20 protein-coding genes are annotated in these 19,760 nt (G+C 69.3%); 9 read left to right on the top strand and 11 right to left on the bottom strand.

The features are described 5' to 3' along the window. Nucleotides 1-5 precede the first annotated feature (5 nt). The gene (locus tag Pth03_RS38450; RefSeq protein ID WP_203949439.1) at nucleotides 6-467 is read right to left on the bottom strand and encodes a nuclear transport factor 2 family protein; all 462 of its coding nucleotides are present in this window, start codon (nucleotides 465-467) and stop codon (nucleotides 6-8) included. Nucleotides 468-573: 106 nt separating this feature from the next. Between Pth03_RS38450 and Pth03_RS38445 the strand changes: the two genes are divergently transcribed. The 5 genes from Pth03_RS38445 to Pth03_RS38425 all read left to right on the top strand — a co-directional run bounded on the left by Pth03_RS38445 (nucleotide 574) and on the right by Pth03_RS38425 (nucleotide 5,033). Continuing rightward, nucleotides 574-1,176, top strand: a complete 603-nt coding sequence (locus Pth03_RS38445) for an AAA family ATPase (RefSeq protein WP_203949438.1) — start codon at nucleotides 574-576, stop codon at nucleotides 1,174-1,176. Between the two features lie 45 nt (nucleotides 1,177-1,221). Next, complete coding sequence (locus Pth03_RS38440; RefSeq protein WP_203949437.1) at nucleotides 1,222-1,947, top strand: SDR family oxidoreductase; 726 nt, start codon at nucleotides 1,222-1,224, stop codon at nucleotides 1,945-1,947. Between the two features lie 99 nt (nucleotides 1,948-2,046). Continuing rightward, complete coding sequence (locus tag Pth03_RS38435) at nucleotides 2,047-2,847, top strand: DMT family transporter (protein WP_203949436.1); 801 nt, start codon at nucleotides 2,047-2,049, stop codon at nucleotides 2,845-2,847. Nucleotides 2,848-2,884: 37 nt separating this feature from the next. Beyond that, nucleotides 2,885-4,120 carry a glycosyltransferase gene (locus Pth03_RS38430; RefSeq protein ID WP_203949435.1) on the top strand — a complete coding sequence of 412 codons (1,236 nt, stop codon included), beginning with the start codon at nucleotides 2,885-2,887 and terminating at the stop codon, nucleotides 4,118-4,120. Between the two features lie 40 nt (nucleotides 4,121-4,160). Continuing rightward, nucleotides 4,161-5,033 carry a phosphotriesterase family protein gene (locus tag Pth03_RS38425; protein ID WP_203949434.1) on the top strand — a complete coding sequence of 291 codons (873 nt, stop codon included), beginning with the start codon at nucleotides 4,161-4,163 and terminating at the stop codon, nucleotides 5,031-5,033. A gap of 21 nt (nucleotides 5,034-5,054) precedes the next feature. Here the strand turns inward: Pth03_RS38425 and Pth03_RS38420 are convergent, their stop codons facing one another. Together Pth03_RS38420 and Pth03_RS38415 are read right to left on the bottom strand one after the other, a co-directional pair. Next, nucleotides 5,055-6,224, bottom strand: a complete 1,170-nt coding sequence (locus tag Pth03_RS38420; protein ID WP_203949433.1) for a sensor histidine kinase — start codon at nucleotides 6,222-6,224, stop codon at nucleotides 5,055-5,057. Next, on the bottom strand, nucleotides 6,221-6,877 hold the full coding sequence (locus tag Pth03_RS38415) for a response regulator transcription factor (protein ID WP_203949432.1): 657 nt from the start codon (nucleotides 6,875-6,877) through the stop codon (nucleotides 6,221-6,223). Before Pth03_RS38415 ends, Pth03_RS38420 begins: the two co-directional genes overlap by 4 nt. Before the next feature lie 152 nt (nucleotides 6,878-7,029). On the opposite strand from Pth03_RS38415, the gene Pth03_RS38410 reads away from it, so the two are divergent. Continuing rightward, a complete protein-coding gene (locus Pth03_RS38410) occupies nucleotides 7,030-8,436 on the top strand; it encodes a hypothetical protein (protein WP_239119700.1) in 1,407 nt (468 codons plus the stop codon). On the opposite strand, the gene Pth03_RS38405 is transcribed toward Pth03_RS38410, so the two are convergent. The 6 genes from Pth03_RS38405 to Pth03_RS38380 are packed head-to-tail and all read right to left on the bottom strand — an operon-like array spanning nucleotide 8,433 to nucleotide 15,458. Beyond that, entirely contained in the window at nucleotides 8,433-9,827 is a 1,395-nt protein-coding gene (locus Pth03_RS38405) for an NAD(P)/FAD-dependent oxidoreductase (RefSeq protein ID WP_203949431.1), read from the bottom strand. The genes Pth03_RS38410 and Pth03_RS38405 overlap by 4 nt on opposite strands. Before the next feature lie 22 nt (nucleotides 9,828-9,849). Further along, on the bottom strand, nucleotides 9,850-10,641 hold the full coding sequence (locus Pth03_RS38400; RefSeq protein ID WP_203949430.1) for an ABC transporter permease: 792 nt from the start codon (nucleotides 10,639-10,641) through the stop codon (nucleotides 9,850-9,852). Beyond that, nucleotides 10,638-11,501, bottom strand: a complete 864-nt coding sequence (locus Pth03_RS38395) for an ABC transporter permease (protein WP_203949429.1) — start codon at nucleotides 11,499-11,501, stop codon at nucleotides 10,638-10,640. Before Pth03_RS38395 ends, Pth03_RS38400 begins: the two co-directional genes overlap by 4 nt. Before the next feature lie 34 nt (nucleotides 11,502-11,535). Continuing rightward, complete coding sequence (locus Pth03_RS38390; protein ID WP_203949428.1) at nucleotides 11,536-12,795, bottom strand: polyamine ABC transporter substrate-binding protein; 1,260 nt, start codon at nucleotides 12,793-12,795, stop codon at nucleotides 11,536-11,538. A 30-nt stretch (nucleotides 12,796-12,825) separates the two neighbouring features. Continuing rightward, nucleotides 12,826-13,974, bottom strand: coding sequence for an ABC transporter ATP-binding protein (locus Pth03_RS38385; RefSeq protein ID WP_203949427.1), 1,149 nt, complete (start codon nucleotides 13,972-13,974; stop codon nucleotides 12,826-12,828). Nucleotides 13,975-14,024: 50 nt separating this feature from the next. Next, entirely contained in the window at nucleotides 14,025-15,458 is a 1,434-nt protein-coding gene (locus tag Pth03_RS38380) for a gamma-aminobutyraldehyde dehydrogenase (RefSeq protein WP_203949426.1), read from the bottom strand. A 215-nt stretch (nucleotides 15,459-15,673) separates the two neighbouring features. On the opposite strand from Pth03_RS38380, the gene Pth03_RS38375 reads away from it, so the two are divergent. Beyond that, on the top strand, nucleotides 15,674-16,162 hold the full coding sequence (locus Pth03_RS38375; protein ID WP_203949425.1) for an Lrp/AsnC family transcriptional regulator: 489 nt from the start codon (nucleotides 15,674-15,676) through the stop codon (nucleotides 16,160-16,162). 31 nt (nucleotides 16,163-16,193) lie between these two features. Here the strand turns inward: Pth03_RS38375 and Pth03_RS38370 are convergent, their stop codons facing one another. Both Pth03_RS38370 and Pth03_RS38365 read right to left on the bottom strand, forming a co-directional pair. Next, entirely contained in the window at nucleotides 16,194-16,856 is a 663-nt protein-coding gene (locus Pth03_RS38370) for a cyclase family protein (protein ID WP_239119699.1), read from the bottom strand. A gap of 9 nt (nucleotides 16,857-16,865) precedes the next feature. Continuing rightward, nucleotides 16,866-17,702, bottom strand: coding sequence for a nitrilase-related carbon-nitrogen hydrolase (locus tag Pth03_RS38365; RefSeq protein WP_203949424.1), 837 nt, complete (start codon nucleotides 17,700-17,702; stop codon nucleotides 16,866-16,868). 109 nt (nucleotides 17,703-17,811) lie between these two features. Here Pth03_RS38365 and Pth03_RS38360 point away from each other — a divergent pair, with 109 nt between their 5' ends. Together Pth03_RS38360 and Pth03_RS38355 are read left to right on the top strand one after the other, a co-directional pair. Further along, the gene (locus tag Pth03_RS38360) at nucleotides 17,812-18,636 is read left to right on the top strand and encodes an ATP-binding cassette domain-containing protein (RefSeq protein WP_203949423.1); all 825 of its coding nucleotides are present in this window, start codon (nucleotides 17,812-17,814) and stop codon (nucleotides 18,634-18,636) included. Further along, nucleotides 18,633-19,295, top strand: a complete 663-nt coding sequence (locus tag Pth03_RS38355; RefSeq protein WP_203949422.1) for a hypothetical protein — start codon at nucleotides 18,633-18,635, stop codon at nucleotides 19,293-19,295. The genes Pth03_RS38360 and Pth03_RS38355 overlap by 4 nt, the downstream gene beginning before the upstream one ends. Nucleotides 19,296-19,760: the final 465 nt, after the last annotated feature.

Raw genomic sequence — 19,760 nt, 5'->3', positions numbered from 1 at the left:
GCGGCTCAGGCCGGCAGCCTGTGCGTGCGCACGGCCTCGTCACCCCGGGTGTGCCAGGCCTCGAACGTCAGCGCGGTCACCTTCCAGCCCTCGGCCTGCCGTACGAGCCTGAGGTGGTAGACGCCCCACACCTCCCAGATCCCTCCGCCGAGGTCGGCGTCGAGCAGGTTGTAGGCATATCCCTTCGTGGTCACCCCGGCCTCCGCGCCGTCCACGGTGACGGCGAGGTTGGAGACGGTGTGGAAGCTCTGCTTCTTGGCGTGCAGCCCCGTGTCCCACCCGGCCACGAGCTGGGCGGAGGTCACGGTGGCGGGCTCGCCACCATTGAGGCTGGTGAAGTCGACGGCGACCTCGTCGGCGAAAAGTTCCTGGCAGACGGGCCAGTTTTTGGCGTCGGCCGTGTCGAAGACCGCGGTGACCACGTCAGCGATCTCGGCCCGGTCGACCAGAGCGGCAATCTCATCCATGGAGATCACTATGCCCCACGGGCGCCGCACGTCGGCGCCCGCCAACGCATGATGGGGATCAGAGCACCACCCCGGACCACTCGATCCAGAGAGGTGCACACACACTGTGGCCGCCGACTCCGTCACCCCGACGTCCATCGACGACCTGCGATACCCCTCCCGTTCACTGGTGCTCCTCGCGGGGATGCCGGGAGCGGGCAAGAGCACGCTGCTGCGCCGGCTGTACGGCCTGCGCGGCGACGAGACCCAACCGGTGCCCGACGGCCGGGGGGCATGGGTGATCGACTCACAGCAGTCCCGCAACCTGTGGGCGCCCCGCCTCGCCGCGGTCCCTCCACGCCTGCGCACCCCGGTGGTGCACGCCACCCACGTGTGGCGCGTCGCGCGGGCGGTGGCGCGGGGGCAGGCCGTCGTCGCGCACACGCGCGGCACCTGGCCGCATCTGCTTCACGGCTTCGCGTGGCTGGCCCGCAGGGGCGGCGGGCAGATGCACGTGATCCTGCTCGACGTCGAGCCGCATGTCGCCCTGGCCGGGCAGCGCGCCCGGGGCCGCTCCGTCAGCGCGGCCTCCTTCGCCTGGCACCGCCGGCGCTGGCGCGTGCTGGTGCGGCGGGCCCGCGCCGGAGCCCTCCCTCCCGCCGACGGCGTCACCGTGCTCGACCGGCGCGGCGCCGACCTGCTGGACTCCATCCGCTTCGACGAGCCCTGAGACTCCGGCACAAGCGGCGAAACCCCCGTGATAGGACGAAAAACCATGGGAACAGCAATGGTCACCGGCGCCTCACGCGGTCTGGGCGCCGTCATCTCCGAACGGCTCGCGGCCGACGGCTGGCATGTCGCGCTCAACTACGCCCACGACACGGCGGGCGCGTCGGCCGTCGCCGAGCGCATCGAGGCCGCGGGCGGCTCCGCCCGCCTGGCCAGGTTCGACGTCACCGACGAGCAGTCCGTACGGCAGGGCCTCGCCGGCATCGGCCCCGTCGACGTGGTGGTGAACAACGCCACGGGCCCGCAGCCGCTGATGCCGGTGGAGGAGCAGACCTGGCAGGACCACCTCGACCAGCTGCACTTCTTCGTCAAGGCCCCGCTGCTGATCCTGCAGGCCGTCCTGCCGGGGATGCGGAAGGCGGGGTCGGGCCGCATCGTCAACGTCGGCAGCGAAGTCACCGACCTCGGCAACCCCGACTACGGGCACTACGTGTCGGCCAAGGCGGCCATGCACGGACTGACCCGCTCGTGGGCGCGTGAGCTCGGCACGTACGGGATCACCGTCAACACCGTCGAGCCCGGCTGGATCCCGGTCGAGCGGCACGAGGGCACCCCCCAGGAGGAGTACGACGACTACCTGCGCGGCGTGCCCCTCGGTTACATGGGGATGCCGCTCGACGTGGCCGAGGCCGTCGCCTTCCTCGCCTCCCCCGGCTCCCGGTTCGTCACCGGTCAGCGCCTGGCCGTCAACGGCGGCAAGACCATGAGCTGACCCGTGTTGCGGGCATTCGTCCCGCGTTCCACCTCCAGACGCTGACATGAGGCATTCAGGCCATAACGCCATGTCTTCATTCAGCTGAAAGGAGGGCGCATGGTTGTGCTCGCGGCCGTCGTGGCCTTGCTGGGCTCGCTTTTCTTCGCTCTGGGGGCGGCCCTCCAGCAACACGAGGCCTCCGGCGCCGCGGGTCCCAGCATGTTGACGCTGGCCCGGCGGCCCCGCTGGTTGATCGGCACGGCAGCGGTCGCCTTCGGCGGCGGGCTGCACGTCTTCGCGCTGAGCGCCGGCCCCCTGATCGTGGTGCAGCCCATGGGCGTGGCCAGCCTCCTGTTCGCGCTGCCGATCGCCGCCGCCTTGCACGGCCGCAGGCCCTCCGGCGGCGAACTCGCCGCCGCCGCCGTCGTCGGCGCAGGCCTGGCCGGCCTCGTCGTGCTCATCCCGTCCGACGCGCCCCCACCCAGCCTGGACGACCCGAGCGCCCTGTGCCTGCTGGCCGCCGCCGCCCTCACGGCGTTCCTCTGCTTCACGGTGGCCCGCCGCGTGAGCGGGCCCGGCCGTACGGCACTGCTCGCCGTGGCCGCTGGGGTGATGTACGGCGCGTGCGCCACCATCACCCGGGTGGTCGTCGACGGCGACGGCCACCTCTGGCTGCTGGCCATCCTGCCCGTCCCCGTGCTGGCGGCGTTGTCCCTGCTCCAGCGGGCATACGCCGCCGGCCACTTCCCCGTGGCCTACGCCACCTTGCAGCTCACCGATCCGCTGACCGCCGTCGCCTGCGGCGCGCTGCTCCTCGGAGAGCCCCTGCCCACCAACGTGGCGGCCGCCGTCGCGGCCGCGCTGCTGGCCGGAGCCGGCACCGTCGCACTCGCCCGGACCACCCCCCTCACCGGATGAGCCCCCTCACCGGACCCCACAAAGTCAGAGGAGCCCGATGAACGCCGCCCCCCTCCCCTCCGACGAGACCGTGGCCGCCTCCCCGGCCCTGTCGGTCGCGCCTGTTCCGGAGCCGCGCCGGCGGATCCTGATCGCCACCGACACCTACCCGCCCGACGTGAACGGCGCGTCCTACTTCACCCACCGCCTGGCCTGCGGGCTGGCCGCCCGCGGCGCACAGGTGCACGTGTTGTGCGCCTCCGACGACGGCCGCCCCCGCACGGAGACCGCAGGCGGCGTGGTGGTCCACCGGCTCAGGTCGGCCCGTCTGCTGCTGCACCCGACGATGCGGGTCAGCCTGCCCGCGGGGCTGAGCCGTACGGTCACGGAACTCATCAGGCGAATCGGCCCGCAGGTGGTGCACGTTCAGGGGCACTTCGTGGTGGGACGCTCGACGGTGACGGCGGCCCGCCTCGCCGGGCTGCCCGTGGTGGCCACCAACCACTTCATGCCGGACAACCTCTTCCAGTTCGCGCGTGTGCCGAAGCAGTTGAGGGAGCGTGCGGGTGAGCTCGCCTGGCGTGACCTCGCCCGGGTCTTCGCGCAGGTCCACCGGGTCACCACGCCGACCCGGATCGCGGCCGAACTGCTGAGCGGCAAGGGGTGCCCCGGTCAGGTGGAGGCGGTGTCGTGCGGCATCGACTTGCAGCGCTTCCAGCGCCAGCCGCAGGAGTGGGCACGCAGGAGGTTCGGCCTGGCCGACCTGCCGACGATTTTGTTCGTGGGCCGGCTCGACGAGGAGAAGCGCATCGAGGATCTGATCAGGGCCCTGCCGTACGTGCTGAACAACGTCGACGCCCAGGTCGTGCTGGCGGGCAAGGGAGCCAGGCGGGAGGCCCTGGCCCGGCTCGCGGCCCGGATCGGAGTCGGCGAGCGCGTGCGCTTCCTCGGCTTCGTGCCCGACGCCGACCTGCCGCAGGTCTACTCGGCGGCCGACGTGTTCGCCATGCCGGGCACCGCCGAGCTGCAGAGCATCGCGACGCTCGAGGCCATGGCCGCGGGCCTGCCGGTCGTCGCCGCGGACGCGATGGCCCTGCCCCATCTGGTGGACGGCAACGGCTTCCTCTTCCGGCCCGGTGACGCGAAGGAGATGGCCGCCCACCTCACCCGGATCCTGACGTCCGCGGAGCTGCACGCCTCGATGTCGCGGGCGAGCCTCGCCCTGGCCGCCGCTCACGACCACGAGCGCTCTCTGGCCCGCTTCGAGGAGATATACACGGAGCTCCTCGCGTGAATAGGCCCTGTTGTTGCAAAAAATAAGTTAATGTCCGTTCATGTCCGGCGCATATTTCCCTCGTATCCAGACCGTCTCGGGCGCGATACCCGTCTCTGAGATCGAGGGGCCGGTGCTTCCCCACGAGCATCTGCGTACCGACACCCGATGGGGCGTCGGCGTCGACTCCGACCCGCACCGCTGGCTCGATGAGGAGCGATACGTCGTCGACGAGCTCAGGCGGCTCGCGTCCGATCACGCCCTGAGCCTGGTCGTCGAGCACACCTGCGCCGGCATGGCCCGCGACCCCGCCGCCCTCGCCCGCATGGCGACGGGCGGCAGGCTCGCCGTGGTGGCCTCGACGGGCTTCGCCCCCGAGCCCTTCTCCGGGGCCGCGATCCGAGAGCACGGGGTGGACGACCTGACCGCCGACCTCCTCCACGAGATCGGCACCGGGCTCGACGGCACGGGATCACGGCCCGGCCTCATCGTGGCCGCCGCCTGGGGCGAGACGCCCACGCCCGCCGAGGAGCGCGCGCTGACCGCGTGCGCCCGCGCCTGCGTGCGCACCGACCTGCCGGTCGCGACGGAGGGCCTCGCGGCGCTGGAGACGCTCCTGTCGCACGGCGTGCCGCCCCGGCGGCTGGCCGTGCGCGCGGGCGACGCCCCTGCCCAGCGCAAGATCGCGGAGACGGGCGCCTACGTGGACGCCGACGACCCCGAGCACGTGCTCGCCCTCCTCGACGCCGGCCACGCCGAGCGCGTGCTGCTCAGCAGCGGCGTCTCCCGCAGGGACCACCTCGCCGGATACGGCGGGCAGGGGTACGGCAGGCTGTTCGGGGTGCTGCTGCCCGCGCTCCGCGAGGCAAAGGTGGACGAGGACACCCTGCGGCTCATCACGCACGACAACCCGCTGCGCTGGCTGGCGGGATAGTAAGCCCGACAGCAAACCGCCTCACGTTTGCTCGCGCGGCAACTCGACGGCGATGGTGAGGCCGCCCTCCTCACGAGGACTGGCGGTCACGGTGCCGTCGTGGGCCTCCGTCACGACCCTGACGATCGACAGCCCGAGGCCGCTGCCGCGGTCAGAGCGCAGCCGGTCGCCGTGCAGCCGCCGGAACGGCTCGAAGATCGTCTCGATCTCATAGGGAGGAACGGGGAGCCCGGTGTTGGCCACCACCAGTTCCACCCGGTCGGCCCGCTGCCGCGTGGACACCCACATCTCGCCGCCGGGGTGGTTGTGCCGTATGGCGTTCTCCACGAGATTCTGCGCGAGCCGTTCGACCAGCACCGCCTCACCGGCGGTCGGTGCGGGGTCCAGCAGTCGGTGAATGGTGACCTCGCGATCCGCGGCTTCCTTGGCCGCCAGGTCCAGCACATGCTCGACCACGTCGGAGAGGTCGAAGGGGCGTCGGTCGAGGACCGTTCGCTGCCCTTCCGACAGGGCGAGCAGCGCGTCGATCAGCCGCTCGTGCCTGGTGTTGACCACGAGAAGCGACTCGCCGAGGCGCTTGACGTCCTCGGTCGCGTCGGGCCGCCGGACCGCCACGTCCACGAGGGTGCGGTTGATGGTGAGCGGCGTGCGCAACTCGTGGGAGGCGTTGGCGACGAAGCGCCGCTGACCGTCGTACGAGCGGGCCAGACGGCCGAGGATGCCGTCGACGATGTCGGCGAGCTCCTTGATCTCGTCCTGCGGTCCATTGTGGGCGATACGCTCGGCGAGGTCATGGCTATGCGCGATGCTACGCGCACGTTCGGTCACCGATCTGACCGGGCGGATCACCCACCCGGCGGCCCGCCAGCCGACCGCGGTGACGAGCCCGCCGGCCGCCAGGAGTCCGATGCCACCCACGGTGAGCACGTTCTTGATGGTGTCGCGCTGGTAGATCCGCCTGACCTGCGCGACCCGCTGCTGGGCCACGTAGTACGGATCGTTCGCCACCGTGTCGCCCGTGGCATAGAACCTCGTGCTCGCGACGACGATGTACTCGGGCTGGCGCAGCCCGTCACGGGGTTCCAGGCTCTGCCGTACGACGAAGGAGACCGCGACCAGCAGCACGGCGCCGCCGAGGACGAACACCGCGCCGCAGGCGAGGGCGAAGCGTAACCGCACGCTCGTCTTCATGGGATGCGGTACCCCGCCCCGGTGACGGTCTCGATGACCGCCGGCTCGCCGATCTTGCGCCGTAGTTTCACCATCGTCGTCCTCACGGTGTTGGTGAACGGGTCGGTGTGCTCGTCCCACACCTTTTCCAGCAGCGTCTCGGCGGAGACCACCGCCCCGCCGGCGCGCAGCAACTCGGCCAGCACGCCGAACTCCTTGCGGGCGAGCGGGACGTAGCGGCCGTCCCGGAACACCTGGCGGTGCGCCCAATCCAGGCGGATGCCTGCCCGTTCCAGCATCGGCGGGTCGGCGGGCCGTGCCCGGCGGCCCAGCGCGTGGACGCGGGCGAGGAGTTCCTCGAACGCGAACGGTTTGGGGAGGTAGTCGTCGGCGCCGAGGGACAGGCCCTCCACCCGGGAGCGTACGTCGCCGGACGCGGTGAGCATGATGACGCGTACCAGCGCACCGCCGGCGACCAGGGCCCTGCACACGTCGTCACCGTGCACACCCGGCAGATCCCTGTCCAGGATGAGCACGTCGTAGTCGTGGACGTGAAGCCGTTCCAGTGCCGACTCGCCGTCGTAGGCGATGTCGACCGCGAGGGCCTCGCCACGCAACCCCTCGCCGATCGAGTCGGCGAGCATGCGCTCGTCCTCGGCGACCAGTACCCGCACGGCAGCTCCTTGATCTTCGGATCCCGCCAGCGTGCCAGAAAGCGGCGTAACGCCGCCATAACCAGATTTGGCCACACCGAAGTTATCGAACACTCGCTGGACTGCCCTCACCGCGCCGGGAACCACCCGGCAACCCGATCGGGGGCTCGACCATGCTCGTCTCCACTGCCGGCGCCCCGGCCGCCCACACCGTGAACCAGGGCAGGCCGTCCTTCTTCCGCCGGTTCTTCGCCACCGGCCACGGGGTCTTCGCCCTCGTGATCGTCCTCGGGGCGGCGCTCCGCGGTCTCGTCATGCTGGGCTACGACACCGCGCAGCTCTACTGGTACGACTCCTTCACCTACCTGGACACCGCCGTCCACCTCCAGCCCTCCGGGGCGTTCCACCCTGCCGGGTACTCCTTCTTCCTGCGACTGCTCCTGCCGTTCCACAGTGTCGAACTGGTGGCGGGGGTGCAGCACGTCATCGGGCTCGGCATGGCCTCGATGATCTATCTGGTGCTGCGCCGCAGGTCGCTTCCCGGGTGGGGGGCGACGCTTGCCACCCTGCCCGTACTGTTCGACCCGGCGTTCCTCCGGCTGGAACACTCCGTGCTGTCCGACACCCAGGTCATCTTCCTCGTCGTGGCCGCGCTGACCGTCCTGTTGTGGCGGACCAGGCCGTCGGTGCGCGCCTGTGCCGTAGTCGGCCTGCTGCTGGCGCTGGCCGGGCTCACCCGGACGGTCGCGGTGCCGTTGCTGGGCCTCGTCCTGATCCACCTGATCGTCCGGCGGGCCGGCCGTCGGCAGGTGATCGCGCTGGCCGTAGCGGGCCTGCTGCCTCTCGTCGGCTACGCGAGCTGGTATCAGGCGTATCACGGGAGGTTCGCGCTCAGTGGTTCTGACGGTGTGGCGCTGTGGGCTCGCACGATGACGTTCGCCGACTGCTCGGTGATCAAGCCGCCCGCCGAGGAGTCGAAGCTCTGCCCTAACGGAACCGTGGTCGACGCCGCCTCGGAGTACGTGTGGGCCGCGGGCGCCTCACTGAATCGGTTGCCGGGCGACCGCTTCTCCCACAACGACCTGGCCCGCTCCTTCGCCCTGCGCGCCATCGCCGCGCAACCGCTGGACTACCTCGGCGCGGTCGTCCACGACACCTCGCTCGCCTTCGCGTGGACCCCGGTACGCCACCCGCTGCGTGTCTCGCCCGCGCTGACGTTCCCCCACGGTTCGTGGCCGCTGCCGGCCTTTCCGCTGATCGACAAGGTACGCGGGGAGTATGACGGCGACATCCGCGGGATGTCCTCCGTCGAGCCTTACGGAAGCGTGCTTTCCACCTATGAATATCCCGCCGTGCTGCACGGCCCGCTGTTCGGGATCATCCTGCTGCTGGGCGGCCTCGGCTCGATCGGCCGGCGACGGGCGGTGCCGCTGCCGTGGATGACGGCCGTGTTCCTGCTCGTCGCGCCCGTCGCCGCACTGGACTTCGACCACCGCTACATGCTGCCCGCGATCCCTGTGGCCTGCCTCGCCGCCGCGCTGGGCGTCACGACTCTGGCCGCGCGGCTGCGCCGGACTTAGGAGTCGAAGCCGAGACCCATCGCGTCGAGCAGGCGCAACCAGGCGTTGCGGCGGCCGTCGTCGGCGTCGGCGCGCGCGAGCGACCAGCGGGTGAGCTGCACGACGCCCGACCTGAGCGGCTCCGGCGGGAACGGCAGCGGCTTGCGACGCACCATGCTCAGCTCGGTCCGCTCGGTCTGCTCCCCCGCGAGCAGGTCGAGCATCACGTTGGCGCCGAAACGGGTGGCCCCTACCCCCAGCCCCGTGTATCCGGCCGCGTAGGCGAGGCGGGAGCCGTACGCCGTGCCGAAGAACACGCTGAACCTGCTGCAGGTGTCGATGACGCCGCCCCAGCGATGGGTGAAGGCGACCTTGTCGAGCTGCGGGAACGTCTCGTAGAAGTGCGCGGCGAGCATCTCGAACGTCGCGTCGCGCTGCTCGTATTCAGGCCTTACCCTGCCGCCGTTGTGGTAGACGGCGTCGTAGCCGCCCCACAGGATGCGGTCGTCGTCGGTCAGCCGGTAGTAGTGGAACTGGTTGGCCGAGTCGCCGAAGCCCTGCCGGTTGCGCCAGCCGACCTCGGCCAGCAGGTCCTTCGGCACCGGCTCGGTCATGAGCGCGTAGTCGTAGACCGGCACCAGGAAGTGCCGCAGGCGGCCGAGCAGCGGGGGGAACGCGCCCGTGCCCAGCGCGACCTGGGACGCCCGCACTTTGCCGAGCGGCGTGTCCAGGTGGAGGAAGGCGCCGCCGTCCCCGAGCGACCTGACCGGGGTGCGCTCGAAGATCCGCACGCCGAGCCGTTCGCAGGCGTCCCGGAGCCCCCAGGCCAGCCGGGCGGGATCGACCATGGCCACGCCGTCGCGGTCCCACAGGCCGCCCAGGTAGGTCGGGGAGTCGACCTCGGCCCGCACCTGCTCGCGGTCGAGCCGCTCCAGGCTCCGGCCGAGCGACGCGGCCGCCTCGGCCTCCTCGTCGAGCCCGGCGAGCTGCCACTCGCGAGTGGCGACGCGCATCTCGCCGGTCCGCTCGAAGGAGCAGTCGATCCCGTGGCGGGCGAGCGACGCCTCGATCCCGTCGAGGTTCTCCCTGCCCATGCGCTCCAGGGCGGCGATCTCCCCGGGCCAGCGCTCCAGCCCGTTGCCCAGGCCGTGGGTGATGCTGGCCGCGCAGAATCCGCCGTTGCGACCCGAGGCGGCCCACCCGATCTCGCGGGCCTCCAGCAGGACGACGTCGAGCGACGGGTCGCGCTCCTTGGCCATGAGCGCGGTCCACAATCCCGAGAACCCGCCCCCGACGACGGCCAGGTCCGCGGTGACCTGGCCGACCAGCCGGGGAAGCGGTTCGGGCGCGATCGCCCGATCCAGCCAGTACGGCTTGCGCTCCGCGTCAGCGAGAGCCTTCAGCGGATCCACACATCCCACTTCCCCGGTATTGCTAGGCGTTGCGGCGGCGGCGTGAAACGACGATGTTGCTGACGGCGATGAGCAGGCCGACCACGAAGATGATCGTGCCCATGACGTTGACCTGCGGCGGGATGCCGACGCGGGTGACGCCCCAGATCCACAGCGGGAACGTCACGGTGCCGCCCGCGTTGAAGTTCGTGATGACGAAGTCGTCGATCGACAATGCGAACGCCAGCATCGAGCCCGCCAGCACGCCCGGGAAGATCATGGGCAGCGTCACCAGCCGGAACGTCGCCCACGGCCCCGCTCCCAGGTCGCGCGCCGCCTCCTCAAGCGAGGAGTCGAGCGTCATCACCCGGGCCCGCACCGTGACGGCCACGAACGAGATCGAGAACATGACGTGCGAGATGACGATCGTCCAGAATCCGAGCGGAACCGCCAGCGTGACGAAGAACGACAGCAGGGACGCGCCCATCACGATCTCGGCGCACGAGATGGCGGCGAACATCACGAGGTTCAACGAGCCCGACCCGCGGAAACGGTAGCGGCCGAGCGCCAGCCCGATGAGCGAGCCGAGCGCGCCGGCGATCACCATCGTCAACACCGCGATGACAAGGGAGTTGATCAGAGCCTGGGTGAGGGCGTCGATCTCGAAGAGCCTGCCGTACCACTTGAAGGTGAAGCCCTGCCAGACGGTGTTGAACCGGCCCTTGGTGTCGTTGAACCCGAAGAGGATCATGACGGCGATCGGGACCACCAGCCAGGCGATCACCAGCCAGGTGTAGATCTGGAGGCCGCGCCCCCTGAACAGCCCACGGTTCATCGCGCGGCCACCTCCAGCACGTCCTCGGTGCCGAGCGCCCTCGCGTAGACGAAGATGCCGACGAGCAGCAACGCCATCAGGGTGAACGACAGGGCCGACGCGACGGGATAGTCCTGGTTGACCAGGAACTGGTTCTGGATGACGTTGCCGATCATCGTCGTGTTGGTGCCGCCCAGCACGGAGGAGTTCACGTAGTCGGAACTCGCCGGCACGAACGTCATCAGCACTCCGGCGAACACCCCGGGCAACGACAGGGGCAGCACCACGCGAAGGAAGGTCTGCACCTTGCTGGCGTAGAGGTCCTGCGCCGCCTCGAGCAGCCGGGGATCGATCCGCTCAAGCGCCACGTACATCGGCAGGATCATGAACGGCAGGAAGTTGTACGACAGGCCGCCGATCACGGCGTACGGCGTGGCCAGGATGTGGAAGTCCTGCGGCAGCACGCCGAGGCTCTTCAGGGGGCCGAGCAGGATGCCGTTGTCCGACAGCAGGAACTGCCACGAGATCGTCCGCAGCACGAACGACACGAGGAACGGCAGCAGGACCAGGAAGAGGTAGACCGACTTGCGGCTGCCGCCCTTGAAGGCGATCCAGTACGCCACCGGGAAGCCGATGACGATCTGGATGATCGTCGCCGACAGGCCGTACAGCAGGGACCGGACGATCTGGTTGTGGTAGGTGGTGATCCCGTCGACGTAGCTGTGCCAGTTCCACGTGAAGGCGAAGCCGTCCACCACGTTGCCCGACTGCAACGACAGGGACAGCATCACCAGGGTCGGGATCACGAAGAAGATCGCCAGCCAGAGCCCGCCTGGGAGCACCAGCGCGTACGGCGTCAGCCGCGCCCTGAGCGTCCTCATGCCTCCTCCTCGGCCGATGGCATGTCGTACGCGCTCATGAGGTGGTGATCGCTTGGAAGATGTTCTCGTACTGCTTCTGCTCGTCGGTGTTCTTGAAGGTGCGGTAGGTCCGCAGCTTCGCGTAGTCGGCCTCGGAGGGGAACACCAGCGGGCTGTCGGCCACCTCTTCCAGCGTCTTCTGCTCGTCGCCCTTCGCCTTCGCCGCGTCCGCCTTGATGATGGCCTGCGCCGCCGGCACCGGCGTGACGTAGTTGATGTACTCGGCGAGACCTGCGGCGATCTGCGGGTCGTAGAAGAAGTCCATCAGCATGATCGCGTCGACGGGGTTGGCCGCGGTCTTCGGGATCATCATGTTGTCGGTCCAGATCGTGGCCCCCTCCTCCGGGATCACGAACTTCAGGTCGGTGCCTTCGGAGATGTTCTTCTGGAAGATGTCGCCGGACCAGGCCTGGCAGAGCCAGATGTCGCCCTTGCCCAGGGGATCGACGTACCCCTGGTCGTAGTACTTCCGCACGATCCCGGCGTCGCGCTGCTCCTTGAGCTTGGCCGCCGCCTTCTCCCAGTCGGCCGGCGTCGACTTCTCCGGATCGACGCCGAGCAGGAACATCCCGAAGTTGCCGATCTCCTGGGAGTCGGCCATCATGCCGACCTTGCCCTTGTACTTGGGGTCCCACAGAGCGGCGTAGCTGGTGGGCGGCGTGTCGATGTACTTCGGGTTGTAGGCGATGCCGGTCATGCCCGACGTCCACGGGATGCTGTAGACGTTGCCCGGGTCGTAGGCCTCGTTCTTGTAGCGCGGGCCGGCGTTGGCGGCGAAGTTCGGCAGCTTGCTGTGGTCGAGCGGCGCCAGGTAGCCGAGCTCGACCAACTCGGTGAACTGGATGCCGTTGGTGACGACCATCAGGTCGTAGTTGATCGACTGACCGGCGGCGAGCAGCGGCTGGATCTTGGCGAACCAGGAGGCGTTCTCCTGGATGGCCTCGTCGTAGGTGACCGTGATCCCGGTCTGCTGGGTGAACTGCTTCAGCTGCGGGTGCTTGGGATCCATGTAGTACGGCCAGTTGGCGAAGTCGACGTGGCCGTTCTTGGCCTTGCCGGACCAGTACTGCTGGACGGCCGACTGTGCCTGGGCGGACGAGGTCGGCTTGGTCACCCGCTTGCCCTGCACGCCGCAGGCGGCGAGGGCGAGACCGGCGGCGGAGAGGCCGGCGAGACGGAACGCATCACGACGTCCGAGACGGCGCTGGGTCATGCCACGGAGGAACGCGGGGTCCTGATTGCGGGGGTCGTTCATATGGTTCGTGCTCCTGGTATATCGAGGGAGTTACCGCAGCACGTAGGAGTGCTGAGGCTGCCAGGACAGCCAGACCGTGTCGCCTCGCTCGGCCGTGATGGTGCTGTCGTGCGCGTTCTGCTGGAAGACGGTGATCTCGGCGCCATCGGCGAGAACCACCGCGTAGTTGTTCGAGGTGCCCAGATAGACGACTTCGGAGACCGTGCCGCGCACGACGCTGCGGTCGCCCGCGGGCTGCTCGGTCGCAATCGTGATCTTCTCGGGGCGCACCGTGAGCTCCACGGAGTCCCCGACGGCGACGGGAGTCTCCGTGGAGATGACGACGCGGTCGCTCGGCCCGAGCGCAAGCACCGCCGTCGAACCGGTGACCTCCTGGACGACGCCGCTCAGCAGGTTGGACGTGCCGATGAACCCGGCCACGAACTTGGTCGCCGGACGCTCGTAGATCTCGCGGGGGTCGGCGAGCTGGTCCACGAGCCCGTCGTTCATGACAGCGATGCGGTCGCTCATCGTCAGCGCCTCACCCTGGTCGTGGGTGACGTACACGAAGGTGATGCCGACGTCGCGCTGGATGCGCTTCAGCTCTATCTGCATGGCCTGGCGGAGCTTCAGGTCGAGCGCGCCGAGGGGCTCGTCGAGGAGCAGGGCGCGCGGCCGGTTGACCAGGGCGCGGGCGAGCGCGACGCGCTGCTGCTGGCCGCCGGACATCTCCCGGGGGCGGCGCTTCTCCCTGCCGGTGAGGTCGACGACCTCGAGGATCTCCCCCACCCGGCGCTTGATCTCGGCGGCGTCGACGTTCTTGCGCTTGAGTCCGAAGGCCACGTTCTCCCAGACGCTCATGTGCGGGAAGAGGGCGTAGGACTGGAACACCATGTTCACGTCGCGCTTGTTCGGGGGGACGCTCGTGACGTCCTGCCCGTGCAGCCGGACCACGCCCTGTGTCGGGTCCTCGAATCCGGCGATCATCCGCATGCTGGTGGTCTTGCCACAACCGGAGGGGCCGAGGAGGGAGAAGAACTCGCCCTCCGCGATGCTCAGGCTCACGCCTTTGACGGCTCGTACGACCTCGCCGTGCGAGGTGTATTCCTTGACGACATTGTCGAGCTCGATGGCGGGCACTTGTTGTGAACCGGGGGCAGCCGTTTCGGCTACCCCCGTGCCCGCCTGGATTTCTGTCATTCCAGGCTTATCCCTCTTATCAATAGCTCGTACGGCTTTCGCCGCCGACTCTATTCACCGATGTAGTGCATGACGTGCTTGACGCGGGTGTAGTCGTGCAGGCCGAAGACCGACAGATCCTTTCCGTAGCCGGAATGCTTGAAGCCGCCGTGCGGCATCTCGGACACGAAGGGAATGTGGGTGTTGACCCACACCACGCCGAAGTCGAGGCGCTTGGACACGCGCATCGCCCTGCCGTGGTCGGAGGTCCACACCGAGCCCGACAGGCCGTACCGGACGCCGTTGGCCTTGGCCAGGGCGTCGGCCTCGTCGGTGAAGGTCTGGATCGTCATGACGGGGCCGAAGACCTCGTCCTGGACCATCTCGTCGTCCTGGCGGAGGCCGTCGACGACGGTGGGCGCGAAGAAGAAGCCCTTGTCGCCGACCTGCCGGCCGCCGGTGAGCACGGTCGCATGGGCGGGCACGCGCTCGAGGAAGCCCTGCACGCGGGCGAGCTGGTTGGCGTTGTTGAGAGGGCCGAAGTAGGCGTCCTCGTCGTCCAGGCCGCCCAGCTTGGTGTTCTCCGCGGCCCGGGCCAGCGCCGCGGCGAACTCGTCGTGGATGCTCTCGTGGACCAGGACGCGACAGGCGGCGGTGCAGTCCTGCCCGGCGTTGTAGAGGCCCGCGCCGGCGATCGCCTCGGCGACCGCGGCGATGTCCTTGACGTCGTCGAAGACGACGACGGGGGCCTTGCCGCCCAGCTCCAGGTGCACGCGCTTGAGGTCGTCGGCGGCGGTCTTCGCCACTGCCATTCCGGCGCCGACCGATCCGGTGATGGCCACCATGTCGGCGGTGGGGTGGCCCACGACGAGGGCGCCGGTCTCCCGGTCACCGGTGACGACGTTGAAGACGCCCGCGGGCAGGACGTCGCCGATGATCTCAGCGAGCTTGATCGTGGAGACCGGGGTGGTGTCCGATGGCTTGAGGACGATCGTGTTGCCCGCGGCCAGGGCCGGGGCGATCTTCCACACGGCCATCATCATCGGGTAGTTCCACGGGGTGACCTGGCCGATGACACCGATCGGCTCATGCCGGATCATCGAGGTGTGGTCGGCGAGGAACTCCCCGGCGGTCGGGCCCTCCAGCGTGCGCGCCGCCCCCGCGAAGAAGCGGAAATGGTCGGCGGCGATCGGCGTCTCGTCCTCCGCCATGCGGGCCCGAGGCTTGCCTGTGTTACGGCACTCCGCCTCGTTGATCTCATCGGCGCGGGCCTCGATGGCGTCAGCGATCTTGAGCAGGAACCCGGCACGCTCGGCGGGGGTCGTCTGCCCCCACGTTTCGAAGGCGAGCGCCGCGGCGGCGTAAGCGGCGTCGACGTCCTCCTGACCGGAGATCGGCGCCTGGGCGTATACCTCCCCGGTGGTCGGATCGACCACATCAGAGAACCGGCCACTGACGGCGTCGACGAACTTCCCGTTCACGAAGTTCTGCAGACGGGTGGTCACCGTTGCCCTCCTGTCGAGGTAGCTGAATGTCGCGACTCTGGCAGACAAAAAAACCAACTACAAGTGATTTCGTGGTTAAGATACCAAATCGCTACGGAATCGCTTGATCAAGGCGAGTGTGCTGACAACATGTCAGACCCCGCCAGCAACATGTTAAAAATCAGTCCGTAACATACGAGCGCTACCACGACGCCGAGAGAGGACACCCCCCGAGGATGACGACTCCGCCGAAGGCACGCGCGACGGCCCCGGGTGGGCCCGTGGTCCTCGACGAAATCTCCAAACAGATCATCGAGCAACTCCAGACGGACGGGCGAAAGCCGTACGCCGCGATCGGTAAGGCCGTGGGGTTGTCGGAGGCGGCCGTGCGCCAGCGCGTGCAGCGTCTCCTGGACCTCGGCGTCATGCAGATCGTCGCGGTGACCGACCCCCTCACCCTCGGCTTCCCGAGGCAGGCGATGATCGGCATCAAATGCGAGGGCGACCTGGAGAGCGTCGCCGACGAGCTGTCCTCGATCGGCGAGATCGACTACGTCGTGCTGACCGCGGGCTCGGTCGACATCATGGTCGAGGTCGTGTGCGAAGGGGACAGCCACCTGCTGGAGATCCTCGGCAAGATCCGGGCGATCCCGAGCGTGCGGGCGACGGAGACCTTCGTCTACCTCAAGCTCCACAAGCAGACCTATTCGTGGGGCACCCGCTGATCTCGCGTACGTGATCACAGGTGCCGCGAGCTTAGGCGGACGGCGAGTCCGGGGTCGCGATCCTGGCGATCGCACGGACCGGAGACCCGTCGGCCCCGTCCAGGCGCAGCGGCAGCAGGGACACCTCGATCGCCAGCCCCGCCGACCGGGCTTCGGCCAGCCGGTCGAGACCGCGCAGGTTCTCCGCGATGACGGCGTGCGCGCCGCACAACACCCGATGGGCGGGCAGCTCGTGCGCCGGGGTCGGATCCACGCTGAGCGCGTCGATCCCGACCGTCCGCACCCCCGCCGCGACGATCAGCTCCGCGGCCTCCTCCGTGAGCCACGGGTGCTCCAGATATGCCTCGCTCCCCCACGCCGACGCCCATCCCGTCGCGATCAGCAGAATCGCTCCGCTCCTGAGCCGCGGCTCGACGATCTCCGGGCCGATGGGCGCGCGAGGCGGCAGGCCCCGCGCGTCCACGACCTCGGCCGGACCGATGAATAGCTCCAGCGGCAGGTCGCCGAGCCGGGGAAGGGAGTCGTCGATGTGGTACGGCGCGTCCACATGCGTGCCCGTCTGCGACCCGAGATGCAGCCCGAGCACGTTGACCCCTTCCGCCGCGACGGTGAGCGCGGGGCGGATCTCGACTTCGGGGTCGCCGGGATAGACCGGCATCCCGCTCACGATGGGCACCGACAGGTCCACGATCACGGTTGCTCCTTATGTCGCCGGGATGCGCGCCCCGGCGTCCGGGTAGAGGTCGGGCCGCCGGTCCCGGTGCACGTGATTCCTCGGTCCCACGGCCTTGTCGCGCGCCGCGCCCGTGTCGCAGTCGGCGACCAGGACGGCCGGGCGGTCCTCGAGCACGGGCCCCGCCAGCGGGTATCCCCGCGGCCCCATGATCGACGATCCGCAGACCCAGCCGACGCCGCGCTCCGCCGAACACCGATCTGCCACGGCGACGTACATGCGGTTGGAGGCGGCGGCGACCTGCGCATGCGCGAGGAGGACCGGGCGTTCACCCGCGGGCACGGGGGAAGCGGGCCAGTTTGTGGAGACCGCGAGCAGATCCGCCCCCGCCAGGCCGACCGAGCGCACCCATTCAGGAAACTCCAGGTCGTAACAGACCATCATCGCTATCCGGCCGAAGTCCGTGTCGACGACCGGGGCCGGGCCGTCGCCGGGGACGAACACATCCTGCTCGGCGTCCCACAGGTGTGCTTTGCGGTACACGGCACGCAGGCCGCCTGCGTCGACCATGGCCTGGCTGTTGTGAAGCCGCCCGTCCAGCAGTTCGCAGAATCCGCCGACAATGATCAGGTCGTGGGCCCGTGCCAGCCGTACCCACTCCGAGACGGTCGGGCCGTCGGCGGGCTCGGCGAGCGTGCGGGCCTCGGCCGCGCCGGCGAAGACATAACCGCTGTTGACCAGCTCGGGCAGCACGACGAGCCGGGCCCCGGCCGCCACCGCCTCGGCCACGGCGGCCCGCGCCGCCGCGCGGTTGTCGTCGGGCCGCCCGACGTGCAGGCCGAGCTGGGCGACCGCGACACGGGTCATGACCGTACGTCCACGGTGACCATGGGGGCCTCCTCTGGCATCTTGGGGCATCTTGGGGCATCTTGGGGCAGCGCCGTTCGGCGATCAGTCCGTATAGGGTGCGAATCCTATGCGGGTAACCAACCTGTCCTTCCGATATGGGCGCCGCGAGCCGTGGATCCTCACCGAGGCGGGGCTGACGCTCTCCCCAGGGGACGTGACAGAAATCGTCGGCCCCAACGGGACCGGCAAATCCACCCTGCTCCGCCTGCTGGCAGGCCTGCTCAGGCCGTCCACGGGCATGATCGCCGAGCGCCCGGACGTCATCGGATACGCTCCCGAACGTTTTCCCGCCGCCCAGCCGTTCACCGTCACCGCATACCTGCGCCACATGGCCGCGGTGCAGGGAACCGACCCGCGGCGGATCGGCGAGTGGTGCGAACGGCTCGGCATGGCCCACCTGCTCAGGCATCCGCTGCCCGACCTGTCCAAGGGAAGCGCCCACAAGGTGGGCCTCGTCCAGGCGTTGATGCGCGAACCGGGCCTTCTCATCCTCGACGAGCCGTTCGCCGGCCTCGATGCCGCCACCCGTGCCGAACTGCCCCGCATCATCGGCGAGATCTCCACACGAGGCGGAATCGTCGTCGTCAGCGACCATCAGGGTGACCTGCGCTCCTTCCCCGGACTCCGACGCCACGAAGTAAGAAACCGGGCGATTTCAGAGTTGAGTACCGGCGAAGCGCATTCGCCGCACACGGCCACAGACCCGGTTACGGCTGCCGGCCCGGTTGGGGCCGCCAGCTCGGATACAACGGCCAGCCCGGTTACGGCCGGCAGCCCGGAGGGGGTCGTTGTGCTGGAGGTCGCCGTGCCGGTCTCCAAGGTGGAAGACCTCGCCGGTCGCCTGCGAGCGGAGGGGCATGCCGTACGGATAGCCCAGGAGCCCGCCAAATGATCGCTCTGGCCCGCTTCAGGCTCGCGGGATACGCACGATCTCACCGAGCTCTCCAGCCGCTCATCGCCCTGCTTCCGCTCCTGGCGATCCTCTACGCGACGCCCGTGCCCGCCGGTGAGGAGCTGGGCGCGATGGCCGATTCGGCCGCCATCCTCATCCCCGTCTTCGCCTGGGCGGCGCGCGGACTGCTCGACACCGAACCGGACGAGCAACGCATGATCGCGATTACCGCCATCGGGCGGAGAGAACTGCTGAGCGGCCTGCTGGCCGCGTGCATCTTCGGCCTCGGCCTCGCGGCGATCGGCGAGATCGCCCTGTTCTCGCGTCTGTCCGGCCAGCCGAGCCTGGGCGTGTCGATGGCCGGGGTGGCTCTGCACCTGTTCGCCGTACTGACCGGCGTGGCGATCGGAGCGCTGACCAGTCGCGCGATCCTCCCCTCCCCCGCCATTTCCAGTCTGGCCCTGATCATCGGCTATCTGGCGATTCTCCTGCTCAGCCTGTCCACGGTCCGCTGGATCACGGTTCCCGTCATGAGCTGGATGAAAGACGGCCATGACGGTGTCCTGCTCGACCATCTGCCTCTGCTCAGCGTGCAATCCCTGATGTGGCCGATTCTGGGCTTGACCGCCTACACGTGGCTGCGCCGTACAAGGCCCTGACCGCTTCACCTACGGCTTCCGCTTCACGTACAACCCCCGCTTCACGTACGGCTTCCGCCTCACGTACGGCTCTCGCTGAGTCGCGTGCTGATGTGAGCGTCCGGCGTAAGCGACGGCCGAGCGTGGATCGCCTTACAAGAAGGGCACGAGCAGGAGCGGCATGACCCGGCTGTCCGCTTCCATCTGAGCACTCACCTCGAGTACGCCGGTCGCCTCGCATGGCCGAGCCCTCGCAAACGAGGTCGCCTTTGCGCCCACGGGTCTCGCATGCCCGGCGCCTCGCATGCCCGGCGCCTCGCATGCCCGGCGCCTCGCAGCACGCGGCGACCTATTTTCCGCACCCGTCTCGCATGCCCGGTCTCCGGCAGAGATGTAGGGGAGAACCCATCCGCGGCCACCGATGCATCGCGGATGCACATCGATTGCCATGCCTTGAGCGCCCTGGATTTCCCGTCGGAGACCTCA

This window comes from Planotetraspora thailandica (assembly GCF_016863335.1).
Classification (GTDB): Bacteria; Actinomycetota; Actinomycetes; order Streptosporangiales; family Streptosporangiaceae; genus Planotetraspora; species Planotetraspora thailandica.
The sequence above is the reverse complement of the archived record's forward strand: the minus strand, read 5'-3'. Positions and strand labels throughout refer to the sequence as shown.